This window comes from Litchfieldella rifensis (assembly GCF_042646605.1).
Taxonomy (GTDB): domain Bacteria; phylum Pseudomonadota; class Gammaproteobacteria; order Pseudomonadales; family Halomonadaceae; genus Litchfieldella; species Litchfieldella rifensis.
On sequence record NZ_JBHRUG010000015.1, the window covers coordinates 17,328 to 41,295 of the forward strand.

Below are 23,968 nucleotides of genomic sequence, written 5' to 3' on the forward strand. Positions count from 1 at the left end.
CCGGACGAGGCCAAACACTATTGCACCATGGTCTATTGATCGATATTGAGCTGGTTATTCTCGATCATTGACTGGATGAAATCCGCTGAGCTCTGACCACCCATACTCACATCTTCAAGTACGATCGTCTGGTCGGCGTTAGCCTTGTCACCACCTAGCTGTCCGTTGGAACTCACATAAAGCGTGGTACTACCACCCTCTTCCTCTGCCAGGATGTAGCTGTCGATCGACTCCTTGCTCTCATCCTGCAACAGGTCGGAGAGATCCAGCCGGTCAGCCTCACCATCACCCGTATAACCGTTCGCCAGATCGAGCATGAAGTCCTTCACCACATCCTCGGCGGGTGAGTCGGTCGTACCTTGGTCATTAAGATTCCAGGCAAAGGTGTCGGCACCCAGGCCACCGTACATGATGTCGTTAACGCCCCCCCCGGCCAGAAGATCATCGCCGGCACCACCGTCGAGGACATCGTCGCTGCCGTTGCCCTGGATGTTGTCATTGCCGTCGGTACCTTGAAGGACGTCACCGTCGGCGTCCAAGGTAAAGTCCCAACTGGTCGTCGCCTGATCGCCATCACCATCGGTAACGGTCGCGGAGAGCTGCAGGGTCTGGTCCGTGCCTTCGATGATGGTGACGATTTCGGCCGAAGCCACGCCGAAGCCATTGCCGGTATCGTCCAGGGCACTGATATAGACCGTATCGAAGGCTTCGTCGGACGTTATGGTCCAGGTGCCATCGCCATTAGCAGTGGCATCGAATGCCTCCTGCTGGCCACTGTCTTTCCAGAAGGTCGGCTCTTCGCCGGCATCGAGCCCCCAGAAGCTGAAGTTAATGCTGTAAACCGCCAGAGAATTCGCTCCGCCAGCGGGCTCGTTTACGGTCTTGCCGCCGGGCCCCGATGTCGACCAGCCTTCACCATCGTAAAAGGTCAGCACCAGGGTCTCGCTGGGATCGTCGATCGTGGAACCCTGTGAAACCCCCAAACCATTGTTGTTGTAGTTGACCGTATCACTGCTATTGACGGCTTGGGCCTCGATAAAGATGGAGCCAGGCTCACCTACCGTGCCGGCGTTCGTGAAATAGGCCGAACCGCTATTGCCTCCCCCAAAGCCGCTGGAGAAACCCACCAGCAACGAGGACTGGGAACCATCCAAGTGGCCCAGCTGTGTCAACGTGTAGGAGCCATCACCGTTGTAGGCAACGGTGAACACGGTGACCTCGTTGTTCGCATCGTCGAGGTAATAGGCATCCAGCGAGCCGTCATCGTTTTCCCGATAAAGGAGGTTATTCCCCTCAGAACTCATGCGCTGCCCGGTTTCCGGGTTGAGCCAGTAAGTGCCATCGTTGCTACCCGACAGGATCACGCTGGCGCCTTGCTGATCGGCCCCGAACGAGAACGGAATCTCGTCAGTGAGAGACAGTCCTTGCTGGTTGGCCATCAATGCCGTGCGAACAGGAGCAATCTGGGGAACATCATCGATGATGTCGATGGTCAGGGTGCCTGTGGCACTACTGCCACCCACCCCGTCGACCTGCACTTCGACCGTATCGGCCAGGCTCGTGTCATCGTCTGGTTGTTCGTGAGTCTGGGCGGCCTTCAGGGTATAGGTGTATTCGATGGTCGCCGTCTTGTTGCCGTCCGGGCTGTTATAGCCGGTCAGCCGCAGTTCCCCTTCTATCGTATCGATCACGATGGAAGGCGAGGACGTTGACAGTGCTTGGAGCTGCGCCAGGGTGAAGGTCTGTCCCCCCACGGTGACACTGGCGACGCCATCACTGGCCGACACCTGGAAGCTACCGGTGTCGGTCTCGCTGTCACTGTCCGCGTCACTGCCATTGATCAACCCTGCTTCGTAGACAGTGCTGTCGGCTCCCGAGGCACTGACCGTGACACCAGCCGTATCAGCTGCACCATTGATGGTGAGGGTCAGCGTGGCGGTGCTGGTGTCACCATCGGCGTCGGTCAGGGTGTAGTCGAAGGTCTCGGTGAGGGTCTCGCCGTCATCGAGCGCCTGCACCGCCGCCAGGCTGTTGTCGAGCGTGTAGCTCCAGGTGCCGTCGCCGTGGTCGGTGAAGGTGCCGTACTGCGCGGCGGTGCTGTCGAACGCCACGCTGGCCAAGGCGTCGGCGCCCTGGGTGTCGTTGGTCAGCACCGTGCCGGTCAGCGGCGCGGCGGCATCCTCGTCGATGGCACCGCTGTCGTCCACGGCCTCGGGGGCGGTGTCGATGATCTGGATGTCGAGATCGTCGCTGGTGGTCGCGCCGGCCACGTCGGTGACGCTGACCGCGAAGCTGTCCACCACGCTGGTATCGCCGCCGCTGTGATCGGCGGCATCGCCGTTCTCGGTGTACTCGTAGCGGATCTCGCCCGTGGCGGCGTCGTAGCCGGTCACGGTGAGGGTGCCGTTGGCGGCGACGATCACCACCGGGGTGGTGCTGGCGTGGGTGACGTCCTGCCCGCCCACGGTGACCGTGGCGATGCCGGCCTCGGCACTCACGCTCATGGTGCCGCTGACGGTGTCGCCGGTGCCTTCGACCACGCTGTTGTCGGCGCCGGTGGCCGTACCGTCGGCGTCGTCGATGTCGATCACCGGCGGGCCGTCGGTCTGGCCGTTGATGGTGAGGGTCAGCGTGGCGGTGCTGGTGTCACCATCGGCGTCGGTCAGGGTGTAGTCGAAGGTTTCGGTGAGGGTCTCGCCGTCATCGAGCGCCTGCACCGCCGCCAGGCTGTTGTCGAGCGTGTAGCTCCAGGTGCCGTCGCCGTGGTCGATGAAGGTGCCGTACTGCGCGGCGGTGCTGTCGAAGGCCACGCTAGCCAGGGCGTCGGCGCCCTGGGTGTCGTTGGTCAGCACCGTGCCGGTCAGCGGCGCGGCGGCATCCTCGTCGATGGCACCGCTGTCGTCCACGGCCTGTGGCACGTCGTCGACAATGTCGATGGTCACGGCATCATCGGTGATGCTGCCGTCGCTGTCGGTGGCTTCGAGGGCGAAGCTCTCCTGCACCGCGTCGCCGTCGGTGGCGCCGTCCAGGGTATAGGTCCAGCTGTACTCGCCGTTCGCGCCCTGGGTGACCTCCAGCGTGCCGTGCTCGCCCTGGACCGTGCCCCCGCTGGTGACGTTGACGCCGTTGATGGTCAGCGTCTGCAAACTGTCGTGGCCGGTACCAATGGTAAAGCTGCCATTGGTGACGTGCGAGCCGTCATTGGCACTACCTTGCGGCAGGCCGGCTTCGTCGACTTCGCTGGCTCCCGGCTCAAGTGTGAACTCTGGAACGGAATCCCCAGTAAGAGCGACTTCCGCGACATCACTCGCATCGAGATCCTCATAATTACCGCCGCTAGTGTCGGTAATGCTCAGTCCAAGAGCCCCGCCGCCATTGGGTACGTTCGGCGCATCGAAGGTCACGCTGCCTTCGGTGGCCCCGGCGGCGATAGTGATCTGCTGGCCGTTGTTGAGGGTAATCGTCAGGTCGGTAGCGGGGGCGTTGTCGACCGTGGCGGTGACGGTGATGTCGTCGCCCTCGGTGACCTGCGCCGGCGCGCTCAGGCTGATGGTGGTGGTATCGCTGTCGTCGACCACGTCGGTACTGGTGGTGGCGCTGCTATCGAGGTCCTCGTAGTTGCCGCCACGGGTGCCGGTGATACTCAGCGCCAGCGTCTCGGTTCCCTGCAGGTAGGCGTCGTCAACGCGGCTGTCGAAGGTCACGCTGCCGCTGGTGGCCCCGGCGGCGATGGTGATCGTCTGGCCGTTGTTGAGGGTAATCGTCAGGTCGGTAGCGGGGGCGTTGTCCACCCGCGCGGTGACGGTGATCTCGTCGCCCTCGGTGACCTGCTCCGGCGCGCTCAGGCTGATGGTGGTGGTATCGCTGTCATCGACCACGGTAGCGTCAACGTCTTCACCAAGCGTGATCTGGTCGTAACCCCCGCCACTCGCAGACTCGATGCTGAAGCTTTCGGATTCATTCCCCTGGCGGTAGGCATCATCCTCGCGGCTATCGATCTGGATGCTCGCGGAAGTCTGACCTACGGGAATGACGATCTGCATGCCATTGGAGAGCGTCACGACCAATGGTGACCCAACGGGAGCCGTGCTGGTAGTGACGGTCAGGGTGATGGGTTGGCCCTCGACGACGCTATCGGCGTCCGTGCTCAGGGTCAGGGTGGTCTCCACCGCAGGAGCGGCTTCGTCTTCCTCCGCTACCGCCAGGTCTTCGCCCGCGGCGGTAATGAACTCGCCGCTCTGGGCAGTGCCGAATTCGAAGGCTAACGGGTCCACTCCTTCGGTGATCCGTGCCAGGCGCACGAAATCATGACCGCCGCCTTCACCGCCCCCACCACCGGCACCGGCGGCCGTTGCTTCGAGCAACTCGAGCAGATCGCCGTCATCTTCGTCGATCGCGGCGAGGAGGGCCTCGAGATCTTCGTCGAGGACACTGGACTCGGCCACCTCGATGGGCGCTTCGGCATCCAGCTCAGGGGTCATCGCCACTTCCTGACCGCCCTCGACCAGCGCCGGATCCAGGCCATCGCCGAAATCGAGCTGGACGCTGCCATTGTCGGACGTTACCAGGGTCTCGCCTTCCTGCAGAACGTCACCTGCGCTCAGTTCGCGGAGATTGCCGTCGGCGTCACGCGCCCAGGCCTGGCCGGTAATGGAAAGAACGGTTGCGATGCTCATGGATCTGGCTCCCTGCGATCTTCGCCGATGGCGACGGCATAATAACTTCGTATAGGAGTCAGATTAGGCAGGGAATCCCTCGAAGGATATTGTACCGATGGACAGTGTTACAGAATGTTTCTACTCGACATCCACCACCGCTGACTCGGTGTGCGCAAGCATCAGGACCAACTGCATGCGATCGCGAACCTTGAGTTTGCGGAACACCGCTCCCAGATGCGCCTTGACGGTGCGGTCGGTGATATCCATTAGCCGGGCCACTTCCTTGTTGCTCTTGCCCGAAGCGACCGCCAGCGCGACGGCCCGCTCACGCTCGGTAAGCATGGCAAGTGCATCCTCGCGCACGGCATTCTCTCCACCCAGGACCTTGAAGGTCGAGCCTACCACCTGGGCCAGCAGCTCGGGCCACACCCAGATGCCCTGGTTGTCGGTGACCACAGCAATCTGCCGCAATAACGCCACCGGCGACAGCGCATGAGCATAGCCACGCGCACCGGCGTTGAGTGCCTGGAAGGCTTCCCTGGAATTCGGCGTGTAGGACAGCACCACCAGCGTCGCTCCACGGCCACTGAGGGTGGTGGTCAATGCGGTCCAACCTTCGAGGTTGCTCATGACCCACACGCAGTCGCCGCGACCGGCCTGGGCGCGGGCTTGCTGCGGGCTACACAAACGCACATCGTCAAAGGCCTCACGCCAGCGTGGCATATCATCGCGCCCTTGACTGACAAAGAGTTGTGCCATCAACGCTCCCCCAATGAGTTGTTCCAGGCCCGCAACACGGGCTTGAGCAGGAACTGCATGACGGTGCGCTTGCCGGTCATGATATCGACCTGTGCGGTCATGCCAGGAATGATCGCCAGTTCGTTGTCGAACGTTTCATCCTGCGTACGCACTCTCACCAGATAGAAGGTATTGCCCTCCTCGTCGGTAATGGTATCCGCGCTGATATGATCGAGTTCCGCGGCCAATCCACCGTACAGGGAATAGTCGTAGGCAGTGAGTTTGATGGTGGCCGGCTGTCCCGGGCGCAGGAAGGCAATATCCTGCGGCGCGATGCGTGCTTCGACCAGAAGTTGGTCGTCGCTGGGTACGATTTCCACGACTTCCTGGCCCGGCTGGACGACGCCCCCCAGGGTATTGATGTGCAAGCGCTGTATCGTGCCGGCCACCGGCGAGCGAATTTCGGCCATGCTGACCTTGTCCTGCAGGCCGATATTGCTTTCTTCGAGAGCCGCCAGTTGCCCCAAGGTTTCGGAAAGCTCGTTGCGCCAACGATTCTGCATCTCCAGGGTGACCTCACGCACCTTGCCCTGTGCTTCCTCCACCCCCGCCTGCAAGCGCGCCACTTGGGCCTCGGCCTGATTGCGTTCGCCTCGCGCGTTGGAAACATCGCGCTCCAGTCGCAGCACCTCCACCTCGGACACTGCCCCGGAATCCAGCAGTGGCCGGGTCAGGTTGAGTTCGCGGGAGGCCAGGTTGAGGGCTCGCGTGGCCGACGCGTGACGTGCCTGTGCTTCGCGCAACTCCTCACGCCGCTGCGTCAACTGCTCGCGGGCGATCGCTTGCTGCTCCTCGAGTTCTTGCTGACTGGTTTCGTAGAGCTCACGTTCATGAGCGGCCAGTGCCGGCGACTCGTCGAGCACTTGGCGCGAAGGCACGAAGGGCTGATCGGTGGTCAGTGCCCGCAACCGCTCGGCCTTGGCTTGCAGCGCCAGCGAACGTGCCACCCCTTCGCGATAAGAGGAGGCATAGCGCGTCGGATCGATGCGCATCAGCAGTTGCCCCGGCTCGACGACCTGCCCTTCGGTGATCTGGATATCCGCGACCACCCCGCCGTCGTAGGACTGCACGATCTTGGTCTGCGAGGAAGGGATGACGCTCCCCACCCCCTTGGTCACCTCATCGATCTCGGCGACATAGGCCCAGGCAAGCAATGCGGCGATGGCCAGCAACACGGTATACAGCAAGGCCCGCGCACGGAGGGGATCCTGCTGCAGGCGGGCCCAATCGGCGTCGCTGGCCCAGTCGCGATTGAGGTGTACCGCCGACACCCGGCGAGCGAAAAGCCGATCGATCAACGAGCGAAATGGCTTGCTACCGGTATGCGAAACCCGCCCGATAGCCTCGAAGCCTTGTTGCTCGGCGGTCCTGGCATTGGCTTGCTGGCCCATCAGCTAGCCCTCCCGATCTGCCCGCTGCGCAGGGCGGCGACCACCTTGTCCTTGGGACCATCGGCGACCACCTTGCCCGCATCGATGACCACGATGCGATCGACCAGAGACAGCAGCGAGGTGCGATGCGTCACGACCACCAGTGTCTTGGCCTGGGCGAATTCGGCCAGGCGTGCCTTGAAGGCCTCTTCACTGGCGTGGTCCATGGCACTGGTAGGCTCATCGAGCAACAGGATCTGCGGATCGTGCACGACGGCGCGGGCGATCGCCACGCTCTGGCGCTGTCCTCCGGAAAGCATCTCGCCACGCTCGCCTACCGGCAGGTCGACACCATGCGGATGGGAATTGACGAACTCGTTCAGGCCGCCGATTTCCAACGCCTGCAACAAGGCTTCGTCCTCGACGCCTTCGCTACCGCCACCGGCGACCACGTTGTCACGCAGCGAACCGAAGAACAGGCCGACATCCTGGGGTACATAGCCGATATGCCGACGCAGTTCGATGGGATCGAACTGGCGGAGGTCGACACCATCGACCATCAGCGTGCCACTGGTCGGCTGGTAGAGCCCCAGCATCAGCTTGTTGAGCGTCGACTTGCCTGACCCCACGCGGCCCAATAACGCCACCTTCTCGCCGGGGTTGATCTTCAGCGACACTTCGTGCAGCGCATCGCGCTCCTCGCCTGGATAGCGCAGCGTCAATCGCTTGAATTCGATCTCGCCACGCACCACGGGGCGACTCACCCACTGCCTGCCTTCCGGACGCTCCACCGGTTTGTCCATCACGCCATTGAGCGATTCCAGCGCCGTGGATGACTGGTGATATTGGGCCAGCAATGCCGCGGCCTGGCTGACCGGTGCCATGGCCCGCGACGAGAGGAGATAGGCGGCGATCAGCCCACCTTGGGTCAGGTCGCCCTCGATGATCAGGTAGACACCGATGACGATCACCGATACCGCTACCGTGTGTTGTGCCCACATCGCCACGCTGGACACCGAGGAGCCGACCAGGCGCAACTGTGCCGAGGTGCGAGACAGGAAGGCGGTGGCCTTTTCCCAGGCGCCCTGGAGACGCCCTTCGGCACGTAGTGCCTTGACCGTTTCCAGGTTCGCAAGCGACTCGACGAGAGTCGCGTTGCGCTGTGCAGCGACTCGCCAGGTGGTCTCCGACAGCTCATGCAGCTTGCTCTGCGCCGCCAGGGCATACAACAGCACGCAGACAATGCCCACCACGATGGGAATCACCAGTGGCACACCGATCACCGCGATGATGGCGGCGAACAGCAAGACGAACGGCAGGTCGGCCAATGCCACCACCGTCGCCGAACCGATGAAAGCGCGCACCGACTCGAACGACTGGAGGGTCGCGGCGAATGACCCGGTGGATGCCGGTCGCGCCTCCATTCGCATGCCCAGCACCCGTGACATGATCGACGACGACAGCTTGACGTCGGCACGGCTGGCCGCCAGGTCGACGAAGGCGTTACGCAACAGGCGCAGAACCAGGTCGAAGCACAGCACCACGAAGATGCCGACTGCCAGCACCCACAGCGTTTCCGTGGCCTGGTTGGGCACGACCCGATCGTAGACGTTCATCACGAACAGTGGCATGGCCACGGCGAACAGGTTGATCATCACCGAGCCGGCCAACACATCGCGATACAGGCGCCGGTTCTCGCTGACCACGCCCCAGAACCAGTGGCGCGCCTTCTGCTCCTTGACCTCTGGGCCACGGGTATCGAAGCGAAAACGTGGCCGGGCATAGATCGCCTGACCAGCGAAACGCTCCTGCAGTTCATCCAGGCCGACCTCGGTGGCGGCCTCACCCAACTCGGGGAAGATCACTTGGGCACGGCGTGCCTTCACATCCAGCGACACCAGCACACAGGAGCGCCCAGGCTCGAGCAGCAACACCACGGGGAACAGCGCCGGGTTCAGTTGTACCAGGCGACTGCGCACATGCCTTGCCGTCAGCCCGGCCCGCGCTGCGGCACGGGCGAACACCCCCGGCGTCAGGTAGCCCTCTTCCAGAGGCAGGCCCGCGATCAGCACGTCTCGGCTGGTGTCGTGATCGTGGGCACGCGCGACGACCCGCAGGCATTCCAGCAAGTCGTCAACTCCAGAGGCACCCCCCTGGTCGTGCAGGTATCTGGCATCAGAAGTCACGAGGAGGGCCCTTCCCGCCGAGTCATGGTCATGCCGGTACTATCGGCCGGAGCGCATCATTCATTGATGCGCTCCAGGGTCACTTCGACGCGGCGGTTCTGTCGACGTCCCTCGACGGTATCGTTGCTGGCCACCGGGTGGCGCGATCCATAGCCACGCGATTCGAGCAAGTCGCGACGCACCCCCTGCCCGGCCAGATACTCCGCCACGTTGGCGGCGCGCTGCTCGGAGAGCGGGTCATTGATGGCATCGGTACCGGTCGTATCGGCGTGTCCAGCGATGAATACGCGACGCAGATCGTCACGCCCCCGGATCTCCGCCGCCAGCGAATCCAGCGCCCGCTGGGCGTCGACACTCAGCTCGGCACTGCCGGTGGCGAACAGGGCATCGGCGGACAGCGTCACGTCCGGGGCGCGGGCAGGTGCAGCCCCCAGGCTCGACGAAGCCCGCAGATCGGCCGTGAGCTCCTCCAACGTGAAGCTGGCAGGTGCCTGGGTCGGGCAGATGGCTTCCGGATCGATCTCGACGCCGCCACTTCCCAGTTCCGCAAGGCTCGGTATGTCGTCACGAGTCACGCCCAGCGTTGGCATCAGACGTCCCATGCTCGCCAGAGTCCGGGCGTCGGCAATGGTCACGTCATACTGCGCATTGACGTAGGCACGGCTGGCCTCGAAGTACTCGTTCTCGCTGTCCAGCACATCGAGCAACGTGCGCTGACCAATATTGAACTGTTGCTGGTAGGCACCGCGCACCCGATCGATGGACTGGCGATGCTCGTTCAGATAGCGCATCTGCTCGCGCAGGCGCCGCGTATCGTTGTAGGCGATCTGGGTAGTCTGACGCAGGTCGACGCACTCCTTGTCGCGCAGGTCCACCGCCTGGTCGAGCAATTCGCTGGAACGCCGGAACGATGCCAGGTCGCTGCCGCCCCGGTAGAGGTTCATGCTGGCCACTACCTCGGCAACATGCCGATCGCTCCGCCCCAGGGAATCGCTCTGGTTGTCGTGGCCGGTGCGGGCACGGAATTCCAATCGGGGATGGAAAGCCGAGCGCGTGCCTGTCCGCTCGGCACGGGCCGATTCGATATTCTCGATGGCGGCATGGAAATTGGGGTTGCCCTGATAGGCCAGGTTCACCGCCTCGGCCACCGAAGGCGGCAATTCGCTATCCAATGGCGGCGCCGGCGGCAAGTTTTCCGCCGGCAATTCGCCGATCAGGCGCTGATAGCGCGCACTGACATCGTGCAGGTTCGAGGCTTCGGTCAGCAGATTGGATTCGGCCAGTGCCAGACGCCCATCGATCTGCTCCAGGTCGACACGACGCCCCGCGCCGGAGCGAACCCGTTCCTCGATCTGGTTATAGACCTCCAGATGCTCGGCATAGTTGTCCCTGGCCAGTTCCACCAGCTCGCGATAGCGCCGCACATCCTGATAGGCGCGTGTGGCTTCCAATGCCACCTCTTCGCTGGCACCCAGCAGTTCGTAGTAACGCACCAGCTTGGCACGGTCGAGGCGCTCCACCTCGCTTCGCGTCGCGAAGCCATCGTAGATCATCTGGGTCAGCGAGAGCTCGGCGAAGTCGGTATCGTAACGGCCCCGGCCATCGTTCTCGCGATCTTCGATTCCCGCGCCGGCACTGACATCGATACTCGGCAGATACCCACCGCGCGCCACGTCGACCTCGTTCACCGCGGCGCGGAAACCATGCCAACTGGCCCGGACTTCGGGATTGGTGGCTACCGCTCGCTGCACGACCCGCTGCAGCTCGGTCGCGGCGGGATCCTGGGCCAGCGCCTGAGTCAGTGGGGCCAGCATCAAGCCGGAAACCAGTAATGAGGCCCCGCCGAGGCCGTTCCGCTGGCGGATGGCATAAGGCAATTGCATGATGGTCTTCTCCCTTGCGTACTTAGTAGCGCTATACCCCCGGGTAAGGGAAATATCGTGCGACTCGGTGGGCTTATCGTTATATGCAGGGTTGCCGGGTGATGATGGCCTATCAGCAAGGCTAGTGACGCCTGACAACCTTTTGTCTTATTCAGTTCCTATTTGTAACTAATAGTAACTTGGAAATCCGGTTTTTCCAATGCCGTTTTTGTCAATCAGGGCTAAGTGATTGCCGATAGATCATGTAAGCAATTTCTTACACGCTGTGCTCGATATGCCATGGGAAGCCGTCAACAGCCATCCGGCCCTCTCTCACTGGCGTGACGAGCTGTGCTATCGTCGTTTCATGTACTTGCGCCAACTGTCATAGGCGCTGAACCAGGAGCCAGCCATGTCCGCCCCCGAAATCCAGAAAACCCGTGTCATCAACGAGCTACGTGGCTTCATCAAGAAGTTGTTGCAGGATCCGAAGATCCTCGAGCAGTCCCTGGAGGTGGCCAGAAAGCACCTCGGCAGCGGTGACAAGGACGCCATGGCGAAGATCGCCAACGAAATTTCCGACACCACCAGCGTGCACATACCCGAGGACCCGGCCGAACACTCCGAGGCCGACAAGCTGTTTCTGGAACTTTTGAAGGAAGTGATCGCCGAGGAGCAGGCGCTCTACTGAGACTATTACCCGGGTGAAGGGAGACAGCCGGGTAAAGGACTGGCCAAGCCTCATGAAAATGCATGCACCAGGCACTGGCGGAGCCGCACACCCTCGGCACGCAAAGACTCCTGCCTGGCAGCGAGAACGTGGAGCCGCACTGGTCGTTTCGCTGGTGCTGCTGATCGTGACCTCACTGCTGGGCGTCAGTGGTTATCAGTCATCCTTGTCTCATGAGCGCATGGCCAGCAATTATCGTGAATCGCTGCTGGCCTTGAATGAAGCCGAAGCGGGGGTTGCCGCCTTTTATCAGGCCATCCAGCAACCTGCGGCGACCAACTTCGTCTTTGCCGACCAAGAGGCGGCTGACGCCCTGCAAGCGTTGGTCGCTACCGCATCGCTGGCCACCGAAATCATCGATGGCGCACAAGACGAGAATGAGGAAGCCGCTCTCCAGGAAGCCAACAGCCAGTTCGATGCTGCCAACGACGCCTGGTCACCCGGCGCGCTGAACGGCCCGCTAGGAAAATACACCTGGAAGCTATCCGCTTTTCACCCCGAGCAGGTCGCGATGAACGTCGATCCCGATAGCCACACCTTCTGGCTGGTCAGCGAAGGGCGTTATGGCCAAAGCGGGCGCGAGGCGGTTCGTAGCGTCAAGGTCCTGGTCAGCATCCCCGAATCCACCTCCTTTCCGTTCACGGGCATCATGACGTGCGAAGGTGTCACCCTGGCCGGTAGTGGCACCATCGATAGCTACGATTCCCAGCTGGGCTCGTATGGCATCAACGGCAACCGTCATGGCAACAAGGTCCTGGTCACCAGCCAGGTGGAAAACATGCCCGTGACGCTAAACGGCAATGCGCCGATCTTTGGCCGTGTCGAGGTTCCCGGCGATGTCATCGCAACGGGATCGTCACCGATTATCGGCGACATCAAGGCCAATGGGAATGTCGATATCCGCGGTGGAGACTGGTGGTACGAAGAACGGCAGGAAAGTGGCCGGGTATTCGGCAATATTCAAGCCGTCGGCGATGTCATCGCCAATGGCACCGCGCATGGCAATGTAGAGTCGAATGGCCGCATCGAGCTCAATCCGGGCTCGAGAATCCAGGGCAGTGCCACCGCCAGTACGATCGACTTCCCCAACAATAGCGACCCGGACGACTTTGTGACCGGTGGCTACCGGGAACTCCCCGGCGGCGCCGGCGTATCCCCGGTCTCGTCGGTACCCACGTCAGGAGGATGCAAGACGCTGCGTGTCGATGAGAGAGTCGATACCTTCGCCGATGTCGTCTCCTCAGGCTCCTTGTCGCTGAAGGGGGACGGCAGGGATATCGTGCTTTCCGACAGTGGCTTGCACGATCCCAATGGAAGTCCCGAGGTCACGGTCGAACGCATGACACTCGACGGGCAAGAGGTATCCGTGGTCAGGTTCGACAGCTTTTCTCTGGGAGGCAGTGCCCGTTTCGTCGTCGGCGAGCCCGACAATCCCGTGGATATGGTCATGGTGATCGATGGCGATACCGACATCGGTGGGGGCGGCAGCTTCACCATCAGCGAAGGCAGTACCCTGCAGATCGTGACAAGTGGCCAATTCGACCTGGGCAGCGGTATCGCGGTCGGCGACGAGAAGCCAAGCAAACAGGTCGATGGAAAGACCGTCCCCATTCTGTCGATCGTGTCCAACTACCGCGATGCCCAGAGCCAGGGCAATAGTGTCGGCGTCAGGATCCGTGGCAGCGCCGCCTTCCATGGCCAGGTGATCGCGCCCTTCTCGGTCGTGGATATCGGTGGCAGCGGTGGCATGTTCGGTGCCATCAATGCCCGCCAGGCGGAAGTCGCCGGTGCGGGGGGATTTCACTACGACGAGAACTTCAGTGACCTGCCCGGCTTCGAGGGCGATACCGTGCTGGCCGAGCCTCGGCTCAATATGATGGTGGAGCAGGTTTCGCTATGAGCGGCTGAAGAGATTAGCGGAAGGAAGAAGGAAGAAGGAAGAAAAATGGCCGGCGATTGCCGGCCATTTTAATAAACCATACCTAATGAAGATAAATGTCAATAAAATGCGCCAACTTAAAACTCGGGAAGAGAAACAGTTTGCTGATCTCCACGACTCCCTGTCCCTGTTAACTGGTTATTTTCAGCATCATAGGCAATAGCTTCTCCTGTACATGCTTCAGAAGTAATAAGGTCATCAATATCAATAGCAGCAGCAGCAGTGCCGTCGGCTACTTCAGCCACAAACAGAGTTCTTACAGAGTTCAACTCCTGCAAACAAGCTCTTGCAGCAGCTCTGTCCTGATAATTCGAATACTGCGGAATCGCAATTGCCGCGAGAATGCCGATAATCGCCACGACGATCAATAGTTCGATCAGGGTGAAACCACCCTGGCCGCTTTGTATGTTCCCCTGCCTACCCTTCATCTTCTTCATGGTTCATCCCCTTGGGTGATGCCTGTTGCTAGCTACGTGGCGTGTCTGCCGTTTTTCCTGGCCCCTGGAAGGCCGCCGCGCCTCGGATTCCCGTCCACTGGCCACTGGTGTCACTTCTCAGTCATTCCGCTTATCCCTCTGCTACCCTCAGCTGAGTGTGAGATTACCAAGCCTTTTGCTCCAAGCCTAGCCGAACCCTTCCGTTCAGTATGAGGTGTCTTCACCCCGAAGCAGTAAGCTTTCAACGCTGCCAGGTACATAGAGCAGCAATCAGTAAGAGTTTGCATCGAAACCGGCACAAAAACAGACATTGCAATGACACAAAAGAACATTATTTTACATTTATACACTAAATCGAAACCAAATGAGCGCCTTAGTGCTAGCGATACAGAGTAAAGCGAAAAAAGGCGTTGAAAACATGATGTCCATCATGTATCGACAGGCTACTTGCGGCATATCATTAGCGCTAGAATACAAATGATAAAGATGCCTGCCGCAATCCTGAACCGAAAGCCGAGCAGTGCCGATCATCAGGGACCACTCGCTTATGCATGATTCTACGCCGCCTTCAGTGGCCTCGCGCTCCTTGGATGTCGATGGCGACATCTCGGAGAGCGTATCGCCCGCCAGCGAATCCCGGCGCGACACATCCGATTCCTCGCTGGCCGCGGCCGCCAACCGTGACGGGCTGCGCGGCATGTCACGACGGCTGGTGGCCGAAGGGTTACTTTCCGAAGCGGCGGTCAAGCGTGCCGAACTCGAGGCTCGCGAGGAAGACATCTCGTTGATGCAGCATGTCATAAACAGTGGTTTGGTCACTGCCCGCCAGGCGGCGCTCACCGCCGCGTGGGAATACGGTCTGCCGCTTATCGACCTGGATGCCCTCAAGCTCGAAAACCTGCCACCGGCCAGCGATCTCCCCGAAAAAATACTACGCAAGCTCTCGGTAATGCCGCTGTACCGCGACGATCGTCAACTTACCGTGGCGGTGCCTTATCCTTCGACCCTGGCCCTGCTCGACGAGCTGCAATTTGCCACCGGCCTTTCCGTGGAAGGTGTGCTGGCACCCGTCGACCAGCTTGGTCCGGCACTGGAGAATTACCTGGCGCATGCCGACAACGCTGCCATGCTCCACGGGTTGGGGGAGCTCGACGACGCGGACAGCGACCTCGGCGACCTGGCATTCGAGGATTCCGAGTCCGACGATGACACCGCCATCACCGCCGGCAGCGACGATGCTCCGGTGGTGCGCTTCGTCAACAAGATCCTGCTGGACGCCATTCGTCGCGGCGCCTCGGACATCCATTTCGAGCCTTACGAAACCAGCTTTCGCATCCGTTTTCGCATCGACGGCATCCTGCTGGAGGCGGCAAGGCCGCCGTTCGGCATGCGTAGTCGTATTGCCGCACGCCTGAAGATCATGGCCCGTCTCGACATCTCCGAGCGCCGCTTGCCCCAGGATGGGGCCATCAAGCTGCGCCTGTCGAAGCACCGCTCCATCGACTTCCGCGTCAACTCGCTACCCACGGTCTACGGCGAAAAGATCGTACTGCGGATTCTCGACCCGGCCTCGGCCAAGTTGGGAATCGATGCCCTGGGCTTCACCCCGGAGCAACGGCGCATGTACGAGGAAGTGCTGGACCATCCGCAGGGCATGATCCTGGTAACCGGCCCCACCGGCAGCGGCAAGACGGTGACGCTATATACCGGCATCAACATCCTCAATACCGCCGAGCGTAATATCTCCACCGCCGAGGATCCGGTGGAACTCAAGGTGCCGGGCGTCAACCAGGTCAATGTACACCCCAAGATCGGCCTGGACTTCGCCAGCGCCTTGCGCGCCTTCCTGCGCCAGGATCCGGATGTGGTGATGGTCGGCGAGATCCGCGACCTGGAAACCGCCGAAATCGCCGTCAAGGCCTCACAGACCGGCCACCTGGTGCTATCCACCGTACATACCAATTCGGCGGCGGAGACGCTGACACGCCTGCAGAACATGGGCGTGGCACCGTTCAATATCGCCAGTTCCGTCTCGTTGATCATCGCCCAGCGCCTGGCGCGCAAGCTATGTCCTCATTGTCGTCAGCGCGCCGACATCCCTCGCGAGGCGCTGCTCGAGGAAGGCTTTACCGAAGAAGAAATCGGCCAGGCGACGATCTACCAGCCGGTGGGCTGTCGCCAATGCACGCTGGGCTACAAGGGCCGGCTGGGGATCTATGAGGTGGTGCCGATTTCCGATGCCATGAGCCAGTTGATCATGCGCCAGGGCAATGCTCTGGAACTGGACGCCCAGGCGCGCCAGGAAGGTCATCCCGACCTTCGCCGCAGTGGCTTGCTCAAGGTCATGCAGGGCGTCACCAGCCTCGAGGAAATCAATCGAGTCACCAAGGATTGACGTGGCTCACGGATCGAACACAGGAACAAAAAAAGAAAACAAGAGACAACCGGGCAATCCAGGTGGGGCAGAGAGTTTTCGCCGTTGGCTCACCGCACGCGGGCAGGAAAATACCATGGCGACACAGACACAACAGATGAAGGCGCCACAGCGGATCAAGCTATACCGGTGGCATTGGGCCGGCAAGGGACCCAATGGCCGCAAGGTCAGCGGCGAAGTCGTCGCTGGCCACAAGGCCGAAGTGGAACGCGAATTGTCGGGCCAGAACATCATGGTCAAGACGATTCGACGCAAGAGTGGCCTGACTGGCGGCATGGGAAGGATCAAACCCCGTGACATCATGCTGTTCGCTCGCCAGATGGCGACCATGATTCGTGCCGGGATCCCGGTACTGCAAGCCTTCTCGGTGGTAGCCGAAAGCCTCAAGAAGCCGGCCATGAGTGCGCTGGTACAGGAGCTGATGAACGAGGTGGCAGCCGGTTCGAGTTTTTCCGCTGCCCTGCGCAAACACCCGCAGCATTTCGATCGGCTGTTCGCCAACATGGTCGAGGCTGGCGAACAGTCGGGCTCGCTGGATCGCATGCTGGAACGGGTGGCGAGCTACAAGGAAAAGATCGAATCGCTCAAGAGTCGCGTCAAGAAAGCGCTGTATTACCCGGCCGCGGTGATCGCGGTAGGCGTGGGCGTCACGGCATTGCTGCTGATCAAGGTGGTACCGCAGTTCGAAAGCCTGTTCCATGGTTTTGGCGCCGAACTGCCGGCCATGACCCAGATGACCATCGCCCTGTCCGAGTTCGCTCAACAGTACTGGTCATGGGGTATCGGCCTGGCGGTGGCGATGGTGATCTTCATCAGGCAGGGCATGAAGCGCTCACCGGCCTTTGCCTATCGCATGCATGGGTTGGCATTGAAGATTCCGGTCATCGGCGACATTCTCGACAAGTCGTCGGTAGCGCGTTATTCGCGCACCCTGGCTACCACTTTCGGTGCGGGGGTGCCGCTGGTGGAATCGCTGGACACCGCGGCAGGCGCCTCCGGCAACGAGGTCTACGAGCGCGCCATTCGGCAGATCCGCGAGGATGTCGCCACCGGCCAGCAACTGCACTTCGCCATGCGCCTGACCGATCGCTTTCCGGCCCTGGCAGTGCAGATGGTCGGCATCGGCGAGGAGTCCGGCGCGCTCGACGCCATGCTCAATCGCGTGGCCGACTATTACGAAGAGGAGGTCGATAACAAGGTCGATGCCCTGACGTCGCTGCTGGAGCCCTTTATCATCGTGATATTGGGTGTCCTGGTGGGCGGTCTGGTGGTGTCGATGTATCTGCCGATCTTCGAGCTGGGCACCGCGATCTAAGGAGTTCGTTTCTTGTTTGCCGATCTTTCCCCCGCCATTCTGTGGCCGCTGGCCACCGTGCTGGGGCTATGCCTGGGCAGTTTCCTGAATGTGGTGATCACGCGCTTGCCGGTGATATTGATGCTGGGCTGGCGGGCCGAGGCTCGCGAGTCGCTGGAGCTGGACGTCGAGGAGCAGCCTCGCTTCAACCTGATGAGCCCACCGTCACAATGCCCGAGGTGCGAATCGCCGATCGCCTGGCACGACAATATCCCGCTGCTGGGATATGCGAAGCGACGCGGCAAATGCGCCCATTGCGGCAAGCGCATCAGCCCGCAATACCCGCTGATCGAACTGGCTGGCGCCGCGCTTACGTTAGCCGTGTTGGCGATCCATGGACCGAGCCTGGCCACGTTGTTCGTGCTCGGTGCCTGTCTGGCCTTATTGGCCCTGGCCGCCATCGACTTCCGGACCCAGTTGCTGCCCGATGCGATCACGCTGCCACTGCTGTGGGCGGGACTCACCTACCACCTGCTGTTCCAACCGCTGATGCTGCAAAGCGCGGTGATCGGTGCCATGGCCGGCTACCTGGCATTGTGGGGCTTCTATTGGTTGTTCAAGTTGGTCACCGGCAAGGAAGGCATGGGCTATGGCGATTTCAAGCTGCTGGCGGCATTGGGCGCCTGGCTGGGCTGGCAGTACCTGCCGTTATTGTTGATCCTGTCCGCTGGCGTCGGCGCCCTAGTCGGCATCGCCGTGCAGCTTGCCATGCCGCGCCTGCGCGGCGCGCCCATGCCCTTCGGCCCCTTCCTGGCCATGGCCGGCTGGATCGCTCTGCTTGCCGGTACGCCACTGATGGCCTGGTATCAGGGGGTGCTATTGTGAAATCGCTGACCATCGGTGTGACAGGAGGCATTGCCTCGGGAAAGTCGACCGTGGCCCGCACCTTCGCCGCACACGGCATCTCCTGGGTAGACGCCGACGAGGTGGCACGCGAAGTGGTCGAGCCGGGAGAACCGGCACTGGCCGAGATCGCAGCACGCTATGGCGAAACGGTGCTCACCGCGGAGGGACGCCTCGACCGCCGCGCGCTGCGCGATATCGTCTTCCGTGAGCCCGCCGAGCGGCGTTGGCTGGAGTCGGTGACCCATCCACGGATTCGCCAGCGCCTGCTGGAATACCTGCGGACGATGCGGGAAGGCGCATCCCCCTACCACTTGCTGGTCTCGCCGCTGTTGTTCGAATCCGGCCAACATGAATTGGTAGACCGGACGCTGGTGATCGATGTACCGGAAACCTTGCAGATCGCCCGGACCGCCAGCCGCGACGATGTCGACGAAGCCCAGGCACGCGCCATCGTTGCCGCCCAGATGCCGCGCGACGAGCGCTTGTCCCGTGCCGATGACGTGATCGACAACAGCGGCGATACTCAAGCACTGGAGTACCGGGTCGCCGAACTGGATCGCAAGTATCGGGAGCTTAGCCGGAAGCTAGCTATAAGCCGTAAGCTGTAAGCCGTAAGCTATAAGCTGTAAGCTGTAAGCTGTAAGAGAAACCCAATAGCTTTCAACTGGATGCAGGATATTTTGGCTTCGGGCTTCGGGCTTCGGGCTTCGGGCTTCGGGCTTCGGGCTTCGGGCTTCGGGCTTCGGGCTTCGGGCTTCGGGCTTCGGGCTTCGGGTTTATAGCTTACAGCTCGCAGCTCATAGCCCGTAGCTCCCCGAAGGGGCTTCCCTCTTCCCTCTCGATTCGGCATCCTTGGCGACAATCCCTTCAACCCGTTGGATACCCATGAGTCACGAACAACCGTCCCGTCCACTGGAAGTCTCCTGCCCACAATGCCACGCCAAGGTACTGTGGGTGGAAGATAACCTCTATCGCCCCTTCTGCTCCAAGCGCTGCAAGCTGCTGGATCTGGGGGCGTGGGCCGATGAGTCGCATCGCATCGCCGGAGAGTCGGCCATGGACGAAACCGAAATCGACGAGATGATCCTGCGTGCCGAACGTGGACAACAAGAATGACCCCCATAGCCCCATGAAGCCCGCCTATCGGCTGCTGGCAGAACTGGAGGCGGCCTTCGACGAGGTCATCGAGCGCATCGAGGCACTGGCGGCTCATTACCGCGAGCATTGCGGAGCCGCCTGGGCTCTGCACAACGCAACCCCCAGCGCCGATTGGTTGCGCGCGGCACTCCTGGATTTCTGGTATCAGGATGGGCAAGACGGCCGCGCCACGCGCACTTATGTGGGACTCGTCGCCGCCGATGAGCACCTGCTCGACCATGTCGCCTCGGTGAATGCCGCCAAGGCCGACTTCGCGGCCATCCTGGCACGCATACGCCACGAGGCTGCCGCGTTGATTCCCGAGCTCAAGGCGGTGCTGCCCTTCCGCCATCCAGCGCTGCACACTCATCTGCGTGGCCAAGGGCTGGCCCGGTTACACCTCAAGCAATGCTGGCGCGCGCTGCCGCTGGCCGATGCTCCGCTCTCTCGTGTACGCCTGGCATGGTACTCCAGCGGCCGCTCGATCAAGAAACTGTCGGTGCGCGACGCCGAGAAGAAGCTGCTCGCCCTCGACCATGAAGCCCCGCATGTCCGCATCCAGCTCCGGCGTCTGGCCGGTATCCCCGACAGCGAGCCTCTGGCCCAGGTGCAGAAGCAGGCACCGCTGATGCGCGCCAATCTGTTCTTTCGCGAACCGCTAGTCGACGGCCGTTTGCGCCGCGCGATGAACGTGGCGCTACCGCTGTTCATCCCCAGTCCGGACGGCCGCCTGCCCGATCACAATACCCCGCCTCCCTTTCCCAACGACAAACGCACCCGTGCCAAGCGCAGCGACGAGCGCCTGGAGGACGAGGTGTTTCTGCCGAGTCTCAGGGTGTATCGGTACAAGCGGCCGTAAGCCGTAAGCCGTAAGCCGTAAGCCGTAAGCCGTAAGCCGTAAGCCAGAGGCTCCACCAACACTCTGATAAGGTAGGGTTTTCTTAAAGCTTACAGCTCATAGCTATCCGTTCAGAACAACCGATTCAACCCATTCTGTGCCGCGACGCGGTAGGCTTCGGCCATGGTCGGGTAGTTGAAGGTGGTGTGAATGAAGTACTTGAGACTGTTGGCCTCACCCTTCTGCTGCATGATCGCCTGACCGATGTGGACGATTTCCGAGGCCTGGTCGCCGAAGCAATGGATGCCGAGGATTTCCAGGGTATCGCGGTGAAAGAGGATCTTCAGCATGCCCACGGTATCGCCGGTGATCTGGGCGCGGGCGGTGTCCTTGAAAAACGCCTGGGCGACTTCGTAGGGCACCTTGGCATCGGTGAGGTCGCGTTCGTTCTTGCCCACCGAGCTGATCTCGGGAATGGTGTAGATACCGGTCGGCACGTCCTCGACGAAACGGAACTCTTCATCGAGCAGGTCGTCGCTGGCGTTCTTGCCCTGATCGTAGGCGGCACTGGCCAGGCTTGGCCAGCCGATCACGTCACCCACGGCATAAATATGCGGGATCCCAGTACGGTAATGCTCGTCGATCTGCAACTGCCCACGACCATTGGCTTCCAGCCCGACATTCTCCAAGCCCAGGCTGTCGGTGTTGCCGGTGCGGCCATTGGCCCACAGGAAGGCATCGGCGCGCAGGCGTTTGCCTGACTTGAGATGCACCACCACGCCGGATTCATCACCCTCGATGCGCTCGTAGTCCTCGTTGTGGCGGATCAGCACACCGTTCTGGCGCAGATGATAGGACAGTGCGTCGCTGATCTCGTCATCGAGAAACGACAACAGGCGGTCACGCGAGTTGATCAGGTCGACCTTGACCCCCAGGCCGGAGAAGATCGAGGCATATTCGCAACCGATTACACCGGCACCGAAGATGATCAGGCTGCGCGGCGTATGCGACAGGCCGAGTAGGGTATCCGAGCAGTAGATTCGCGGATGGCGAAAGTTGACGTCGGCCGGGCGGTAAGGGCGTGAGCCGGTGGCGATGACGATCTTCTGGGCGGTAAGTTCCTCGACACCCTCATGATTGTCGCGCACCACCAGACTATGTTCGTCCTTGAAGCGAGCCACACCGAAGAACAGGTCGATGCGGTTACGAGCGTAGAACCGGGTGCGCATCTCGACCTGCTGGTCGATGGTCACTCGTGAACGCTCGAGCACCTTGGGGAAGGAGAACCAGCGTGGCTCGCCGATATCGCGGAACATGCGGTTGGTATTGAACTGCATGATCTGCTTGACCTGGTGGCGCAGCGCCTTGGAAGGGATGGTGCCCCAGTGGGTACAGTTGCCACCCACGGCCTGCTGCTTTTCGATCACGGCCACGCGCCTGCCGTGTTTGGCGGCATTGATGGCAGCGCTCTCCCCCGCCGGGCCGGTCCCGATCACCACCACATCGTAATTGTGGACTGCCATTCGCTGTCGATTCTCCCTTCCTGATCCCTTGGTATCCTGACTCGCTCCCCTCGAACACGAGTGCCTTCGATCTCATCGTCAGAACGCCGCCCGGGCTGAAGCCGCTCTTACCTTGGCGGTTGCATAACAGGTCGCGATATCGGTGGCCGTCGTTATCTTCGCGTGGCGTCATAACCCAGGTCGGCGCCACGACTTTCGTCGCTGCGGCGGCGCGCGCTGCCGCCTCGTTTGCGATTCTCCTCTTCGCAGATTTCGTCCTTGCCACCGCAGATCTCACAGCCTTCCTTCAGACCCAGATTGTTGAGACCGCCACAGGAACCGGCGATGGGCTTGCGCCCCAGGATGACACCCACGGCCATCGCCGCCACGATCAGCAGCATGAAACCCAGCACCAGCAGCCAGATCGTCATATCGTTCTCCTCCATTCCCCTTCCTCCCTATGACAGGGAGAAAGCAGCAATGCTTCGATTCTCATGAGCTTTCGTCCACCTTGAATAACGGCTAGGCAATGTAGCCATCATGCAGGGGGAACCGAGCCGCTGAAGCGATCAGGGCCGACCCTGGTGGGCCGGCCCTGATCACCGCCTGACGGCGGTATCGGCATCAACCGCCGAAATCGTCGAGCGCGATGTTTTCGGGTTCTACCCCCATGTCGATCAACATCTTGATGACCGAAGCGTTCATCATGGGCGGCCCGCACATGTAGTACTCGCAATCCTCGGGCGCCGGATGGTCCTTGAGGTAGTTCTCGTAGAGGACATTATGGATAAAGCCGGTGGGGCCTTCCCAATTGTCTTCCGGCAGCGGATCGGACAGGGCCAGGTGCCACTCGAAGTTGTCGTTCTCCTCGGCGAGCTTGTCGAACTCTTCGTTGTAGAAGGTTTCGCGCCAGCTACGCGCCCCATACCAGAACGAGATCTTGCGCTTGGAGTTAAGACGCTTGAGCTGATCGAAGATGTGACTGCGCATCGGCGCCATGCCGGCACCCCCGCCGATGAAGACCATCTCGGCATCGGTGTCCTTGGCGAAGAACTCGCCGAAGGGCCCCATCACCTGGACCTTGTCGCCCGGCTTCAGGTTGAAGACATAGGTCGACATCAAGCCGGGAGGATGGTTGGTGCCGGGAGGCGGTGTGGCGATGCGGATGTTGAACTTGAGGATGCCGTACTCTTCCGGATAGTTGGCCATCGAGTAGGCGCGAATGACTTCCTCGTCGTTCTTGTGATGGACCTTGAACAGATCGAACTTCTCCCAGTCGCCCCGATACTCTTCTTCGATATCGAAGTCGGAGAACGAGATATCGTAGGGCGGGGCGACGAGCTGCACATAACCACCGGCACGGAAATCGACTTCCTCGCCTTCGGGCAGCTTGAGATTGAGTTCCTTGATGAAGGTGGCGACATTGGGATTGGAGATGACCTCGCATTCCCACTGCTTGACGCCGAAGACCTCCTCGGGGACCTCGATCTTCATGTTCTGCTTGACCGGCACCTGACACGACAGGCGCCAGCCTTCCTTCTTCTCGCGCAGCGTGAAGGCCGACTCTTCGGTGGGCAGGATGGCACCGCCACCCTCTTCCACGCGGCACTTGCACTGGGCGCAGGAGCCGCCGCCGCCACAGGCAGAGGACAGAAAGATGCCATTGGCGGCCAGGGTCTGCAGCAGCTTGCCGCCGGCCTGAGTGGTCAGGGTGTTCTCGGGGTCGCCGTTGATCTCGATGGTGACGTCGCCACTGCTGACGAGCCTGCTGCGTGCGGCGAGGATGATCGCCACGAGGCCGATGACGACCACGGTGAACATCACCACACCGAGCAAGATGACAGATGTATCAACCATGTCGGGTTCCTATTGTTGCG

At 61.3% G+C, this 23,968-nt stretch carries 17 protein-coding genes; 8 read left to right on the forward strand and 9 right to left on the reverse strand.

Going from position 1 to position 23,968, the window contains the following annotated elements; all coding sequences use genetic code 11:
- Nucleotides 1–32 precede the first annotated feature (32 nt).
- The 5 genes from ACFOEV_RS06215 to ACFOEV_RS06235 form a co-directional block, all read right to left on the reverse strand.
- Complete coding sequence (locus ACFOEV_RS06215) at nucleotides 33–4,676, reverse strand: retention module-containing protein (RefSeq protein ID WP_386772276.1); 4,644 nt, start codon at nucleotides 4,674–4,676, stop codon at nucleotides 33–35.
- Nucleotides 4,677–4,796: 120 nt separating this feature from the next.
- A complete protein-coding gene (locus ACFOEV_RS06220) occupies nucleotides 4,797–5,417 on the reverse strand; it encodes a response regulator transcription factor (protein ID WP_386772277.1) in 621 nt (206 codons plus the stop codon).
- Nucleotides 5,417–6,847, reverse strand: coding sequence for an HlyD family type I secretion periplasmic adaptor subunit (locus ACFOEV_RS06225; RefSeq protein ID WP_386772278.1), 1,431 nt, complete (start codon nucleotides 6,845–6,847; stop codon nucleotides 5,417–5,419). The genes ACFOEV_RS06220 and ACFOEV_RS06225 overlap by 1 nt, the downstream gene beginning before the upstream one ends.
- Nucleotides 6,847–9,012 (reverse strand): type I secretion system permease/ATPase, encoded by a 2,166-nt coding sequence (locus ACFOEV_RS06230; RefSeq protein ID WP_386772279.1) that lies wholly within the window; start codon nucleotides 9,010–9,012, stop codon nucleotides 6,847–6,849. The genes ACFOEV_RS06225 and ACFOEV_RS06230 overlap by 1 nt, the downstream gene beginning before the upstream one ends.
- Before the next feature lie 56 nt (nucleotides 9,013–9,068).
- Nucleotides 9,069–10,895, reverse strand: a complete 1,827-nt coding sequence (locus ACFOEV_RS06235; RefSeq protein WP_386772280.1) for a TolC family outer membrane protein — start codon at nucleotides 10,893–10,895, stop codon at nucleotides 9,069–9,071.
- A 391-nt stretch (nucleotides 10,896–11,286) separates the two neighbouring features.
- Between ACFOEV_RS06235 and ACFOEV_RS06240 the strand changes: the two genes are divergently transcribed.
- Both ACFOEV_RS06240 and ACFOEV_RS06245 read left to right on the forward strand, forming a co-directional pair.
- Complete coding sequence (locus tag ACFOEV_RS06240) at nucleotides 11,287–11,565, forward strand: hypothetical protein (protein WP_386772281.1); 279 nt, start codon at nucleotides 11,287–11,289, stop codon at nucleotides 11,563–11,565.
- 52 nt (nucleotides 11,566–11,617) lie between these two features.
- The gene (locus tag ACFOEV_RS06245) at nucleotides 11,618–13,504 is read left to right on the forward strand and encodes a PilX N-terminal domain-containing pilus assembly protein (protein WP_386772282.1); all 1,887 of its coding nucleotides are present in this window, start codon (nucleotides 11,618–11,620) and stop codon (nucleotides 13,502–13,504) included.
- A 116-nt stretch (nucleotides 13,505–13,620) separates the two neighbouring features.
- Here ACFOEV_RS06245 and ACFOEV_RS06250 read toward each other — a convergent pair whose 3' ends face one another.
- A complete protein-coding gene (locus ACFOEV_RS06250; protein WP_386772283.1) occupies nucleotides 13,621–13,980 on the reverse strand; it encodes a prepilin-type N-terminal cleavage/methylation domain-containing protein in 360 nt (119 codons plus the stop codon).
- Nucleotides 13,981–14,677: 697 nt separating this feature from the next.
- Between ACFOEV_RS06250 and pilB the strand changes: the two genes are divergently transcribed.
- The 6 genes from pilB (at nucleotide 14,678) to ACFOEV_RS06280 (ending at nucleotide 20,610) form a co-directional block, all read left to right on the forward strand.
- Nucleotides 14,678–16,375 carry a type IV-A pilus assembly ATPase PilB gene (gene pilB / locus ACFOEV_RS06255; RefSeq protein ID WP_386772305.1) on the forward strand — a complete coding sequence of 566 codons (1,698 nt, stop codon included), beginning with the start codon at nucleotides 14,678–14,680 and terminating at the stop codon, nucleotides 16,373–16,375.
- 115 nt (nucleotides 16,376–16,490) lie between these two features.
- A complete protein-coding gene (locus ACFOEV_RS06260) occupies nucleotides 16,491–17,729 on the forward strand; it encodes a type II secretion system F family protein (RefSeq protein WP_386772284.1) in 1,239 nt (412 codons plus the stop codon).
- 12 nt (nucleotides 17,730–17,741) lie between these two features.
- Entirely contained in the window at nucleotides 17,742–18,593 is an 852-nt protein-coding gene (locus ACFOEV_RS06265; protein WP_386772285.1) for a prepilin peptidase, read from the forward strand.
- 5 nt (nucleotides 18,594–18,598) lie between these two features.
- Nucleotides 18,599–19,222 (forward strand): dephospho-CoA kinase, encoded by a 624-nt coding sequence (gene coaE / locus ACFOEV_RS06270; protein WP_386772306.1) that lies wholly within the window; start codon nucleotides 18,599–18,601, stop codon nucleotides 19,220–19,222.
- A 277-nt stretch (nucleotides 19,223–19,499) separates the two neighbouring features.
- Nucleotides 19,500–19,730, forward strand: a complete 231-nt coding sequence (gene yacG / locus ACFOEV_RS06275; protein ID WP_386772286.1) for a DNA gyrase inhibitor YacG — start codon at nucleotides 19,500–19,502, stop codon at nucleotides 19,728–19,730.
- Between the two features lie 13 nt (nucleotides 19,731–19,743).
- On the forward strand, nucleotides 19,744–20,610 hold the full coding sequence (locus ACFOEV_RS06280) for a DNA replication terminus site-binding protein (RefSeq protein WP_386772307.1): 867 nt from the start codon (nucleotides 19,744–19,746) through the stop codon (nucleotides 20,608–20,610).
- Nucleotides 20,611–20,720: 110 nt separating this feature from the next.
- Here the strand turns inward: ACFOEV_RS06280 and sthA are convergent, their stop codons facing one another.
- From sthA to nqrF, 3 genes are all read right to left on the reverse strand, one after another.
- The gene (sthA, locus tag ACFOEV_RS06285; RefSeq protein ID WP_386772287.1) at nucleotides 20,721–22,112 is read right to left on the reverse strand and encodes a Si-specific NAD(P)(+) transhydrogenase; all 1,392 of its coding nucleotides are present in this window, start codon (nucleotides 22,110–22,112) and stop codon (nucleotides 20,721–20,723) included.
- 152 nt (nucleotides 22,113–22,264) lie between these two features.
- Nucleotides 22,265–22,522 carry a (Na+)-NQR maturation NqrM gene (nqrM, locus tag ACFOEV_RS06290; RefSeq protein ID WP_386772288.1) on the reverse strand — a complete coding sequence of 86 codons (258 nt, stop codon included), beginning with the start codon at nucleotides 22,520–22,522 and terminating at the stop codon, nucleotides 22,265–22,267.
- A 193-nt stretch (nucleotides 22,523–22,715) separates the two neighbouring features.
- The gene (gene nqrF, locus ACFOEV_RS06295) at nucleotides 22,716–23,948 is read right to left on the reverse strand and encodes an NADH:ubiquinone reductase (Na(+)-transporting) subunit F (protein WP_386772289.1); all 1,233 of its coding nucleotides are present in this window, start codon (nucleotides 23,946–23,948) and stop codon (nucleotides 22,716–22,718) included.
- Between the last annotated feature and the right edge of the window lie 20 nt (nucleotides 23,949–23,968).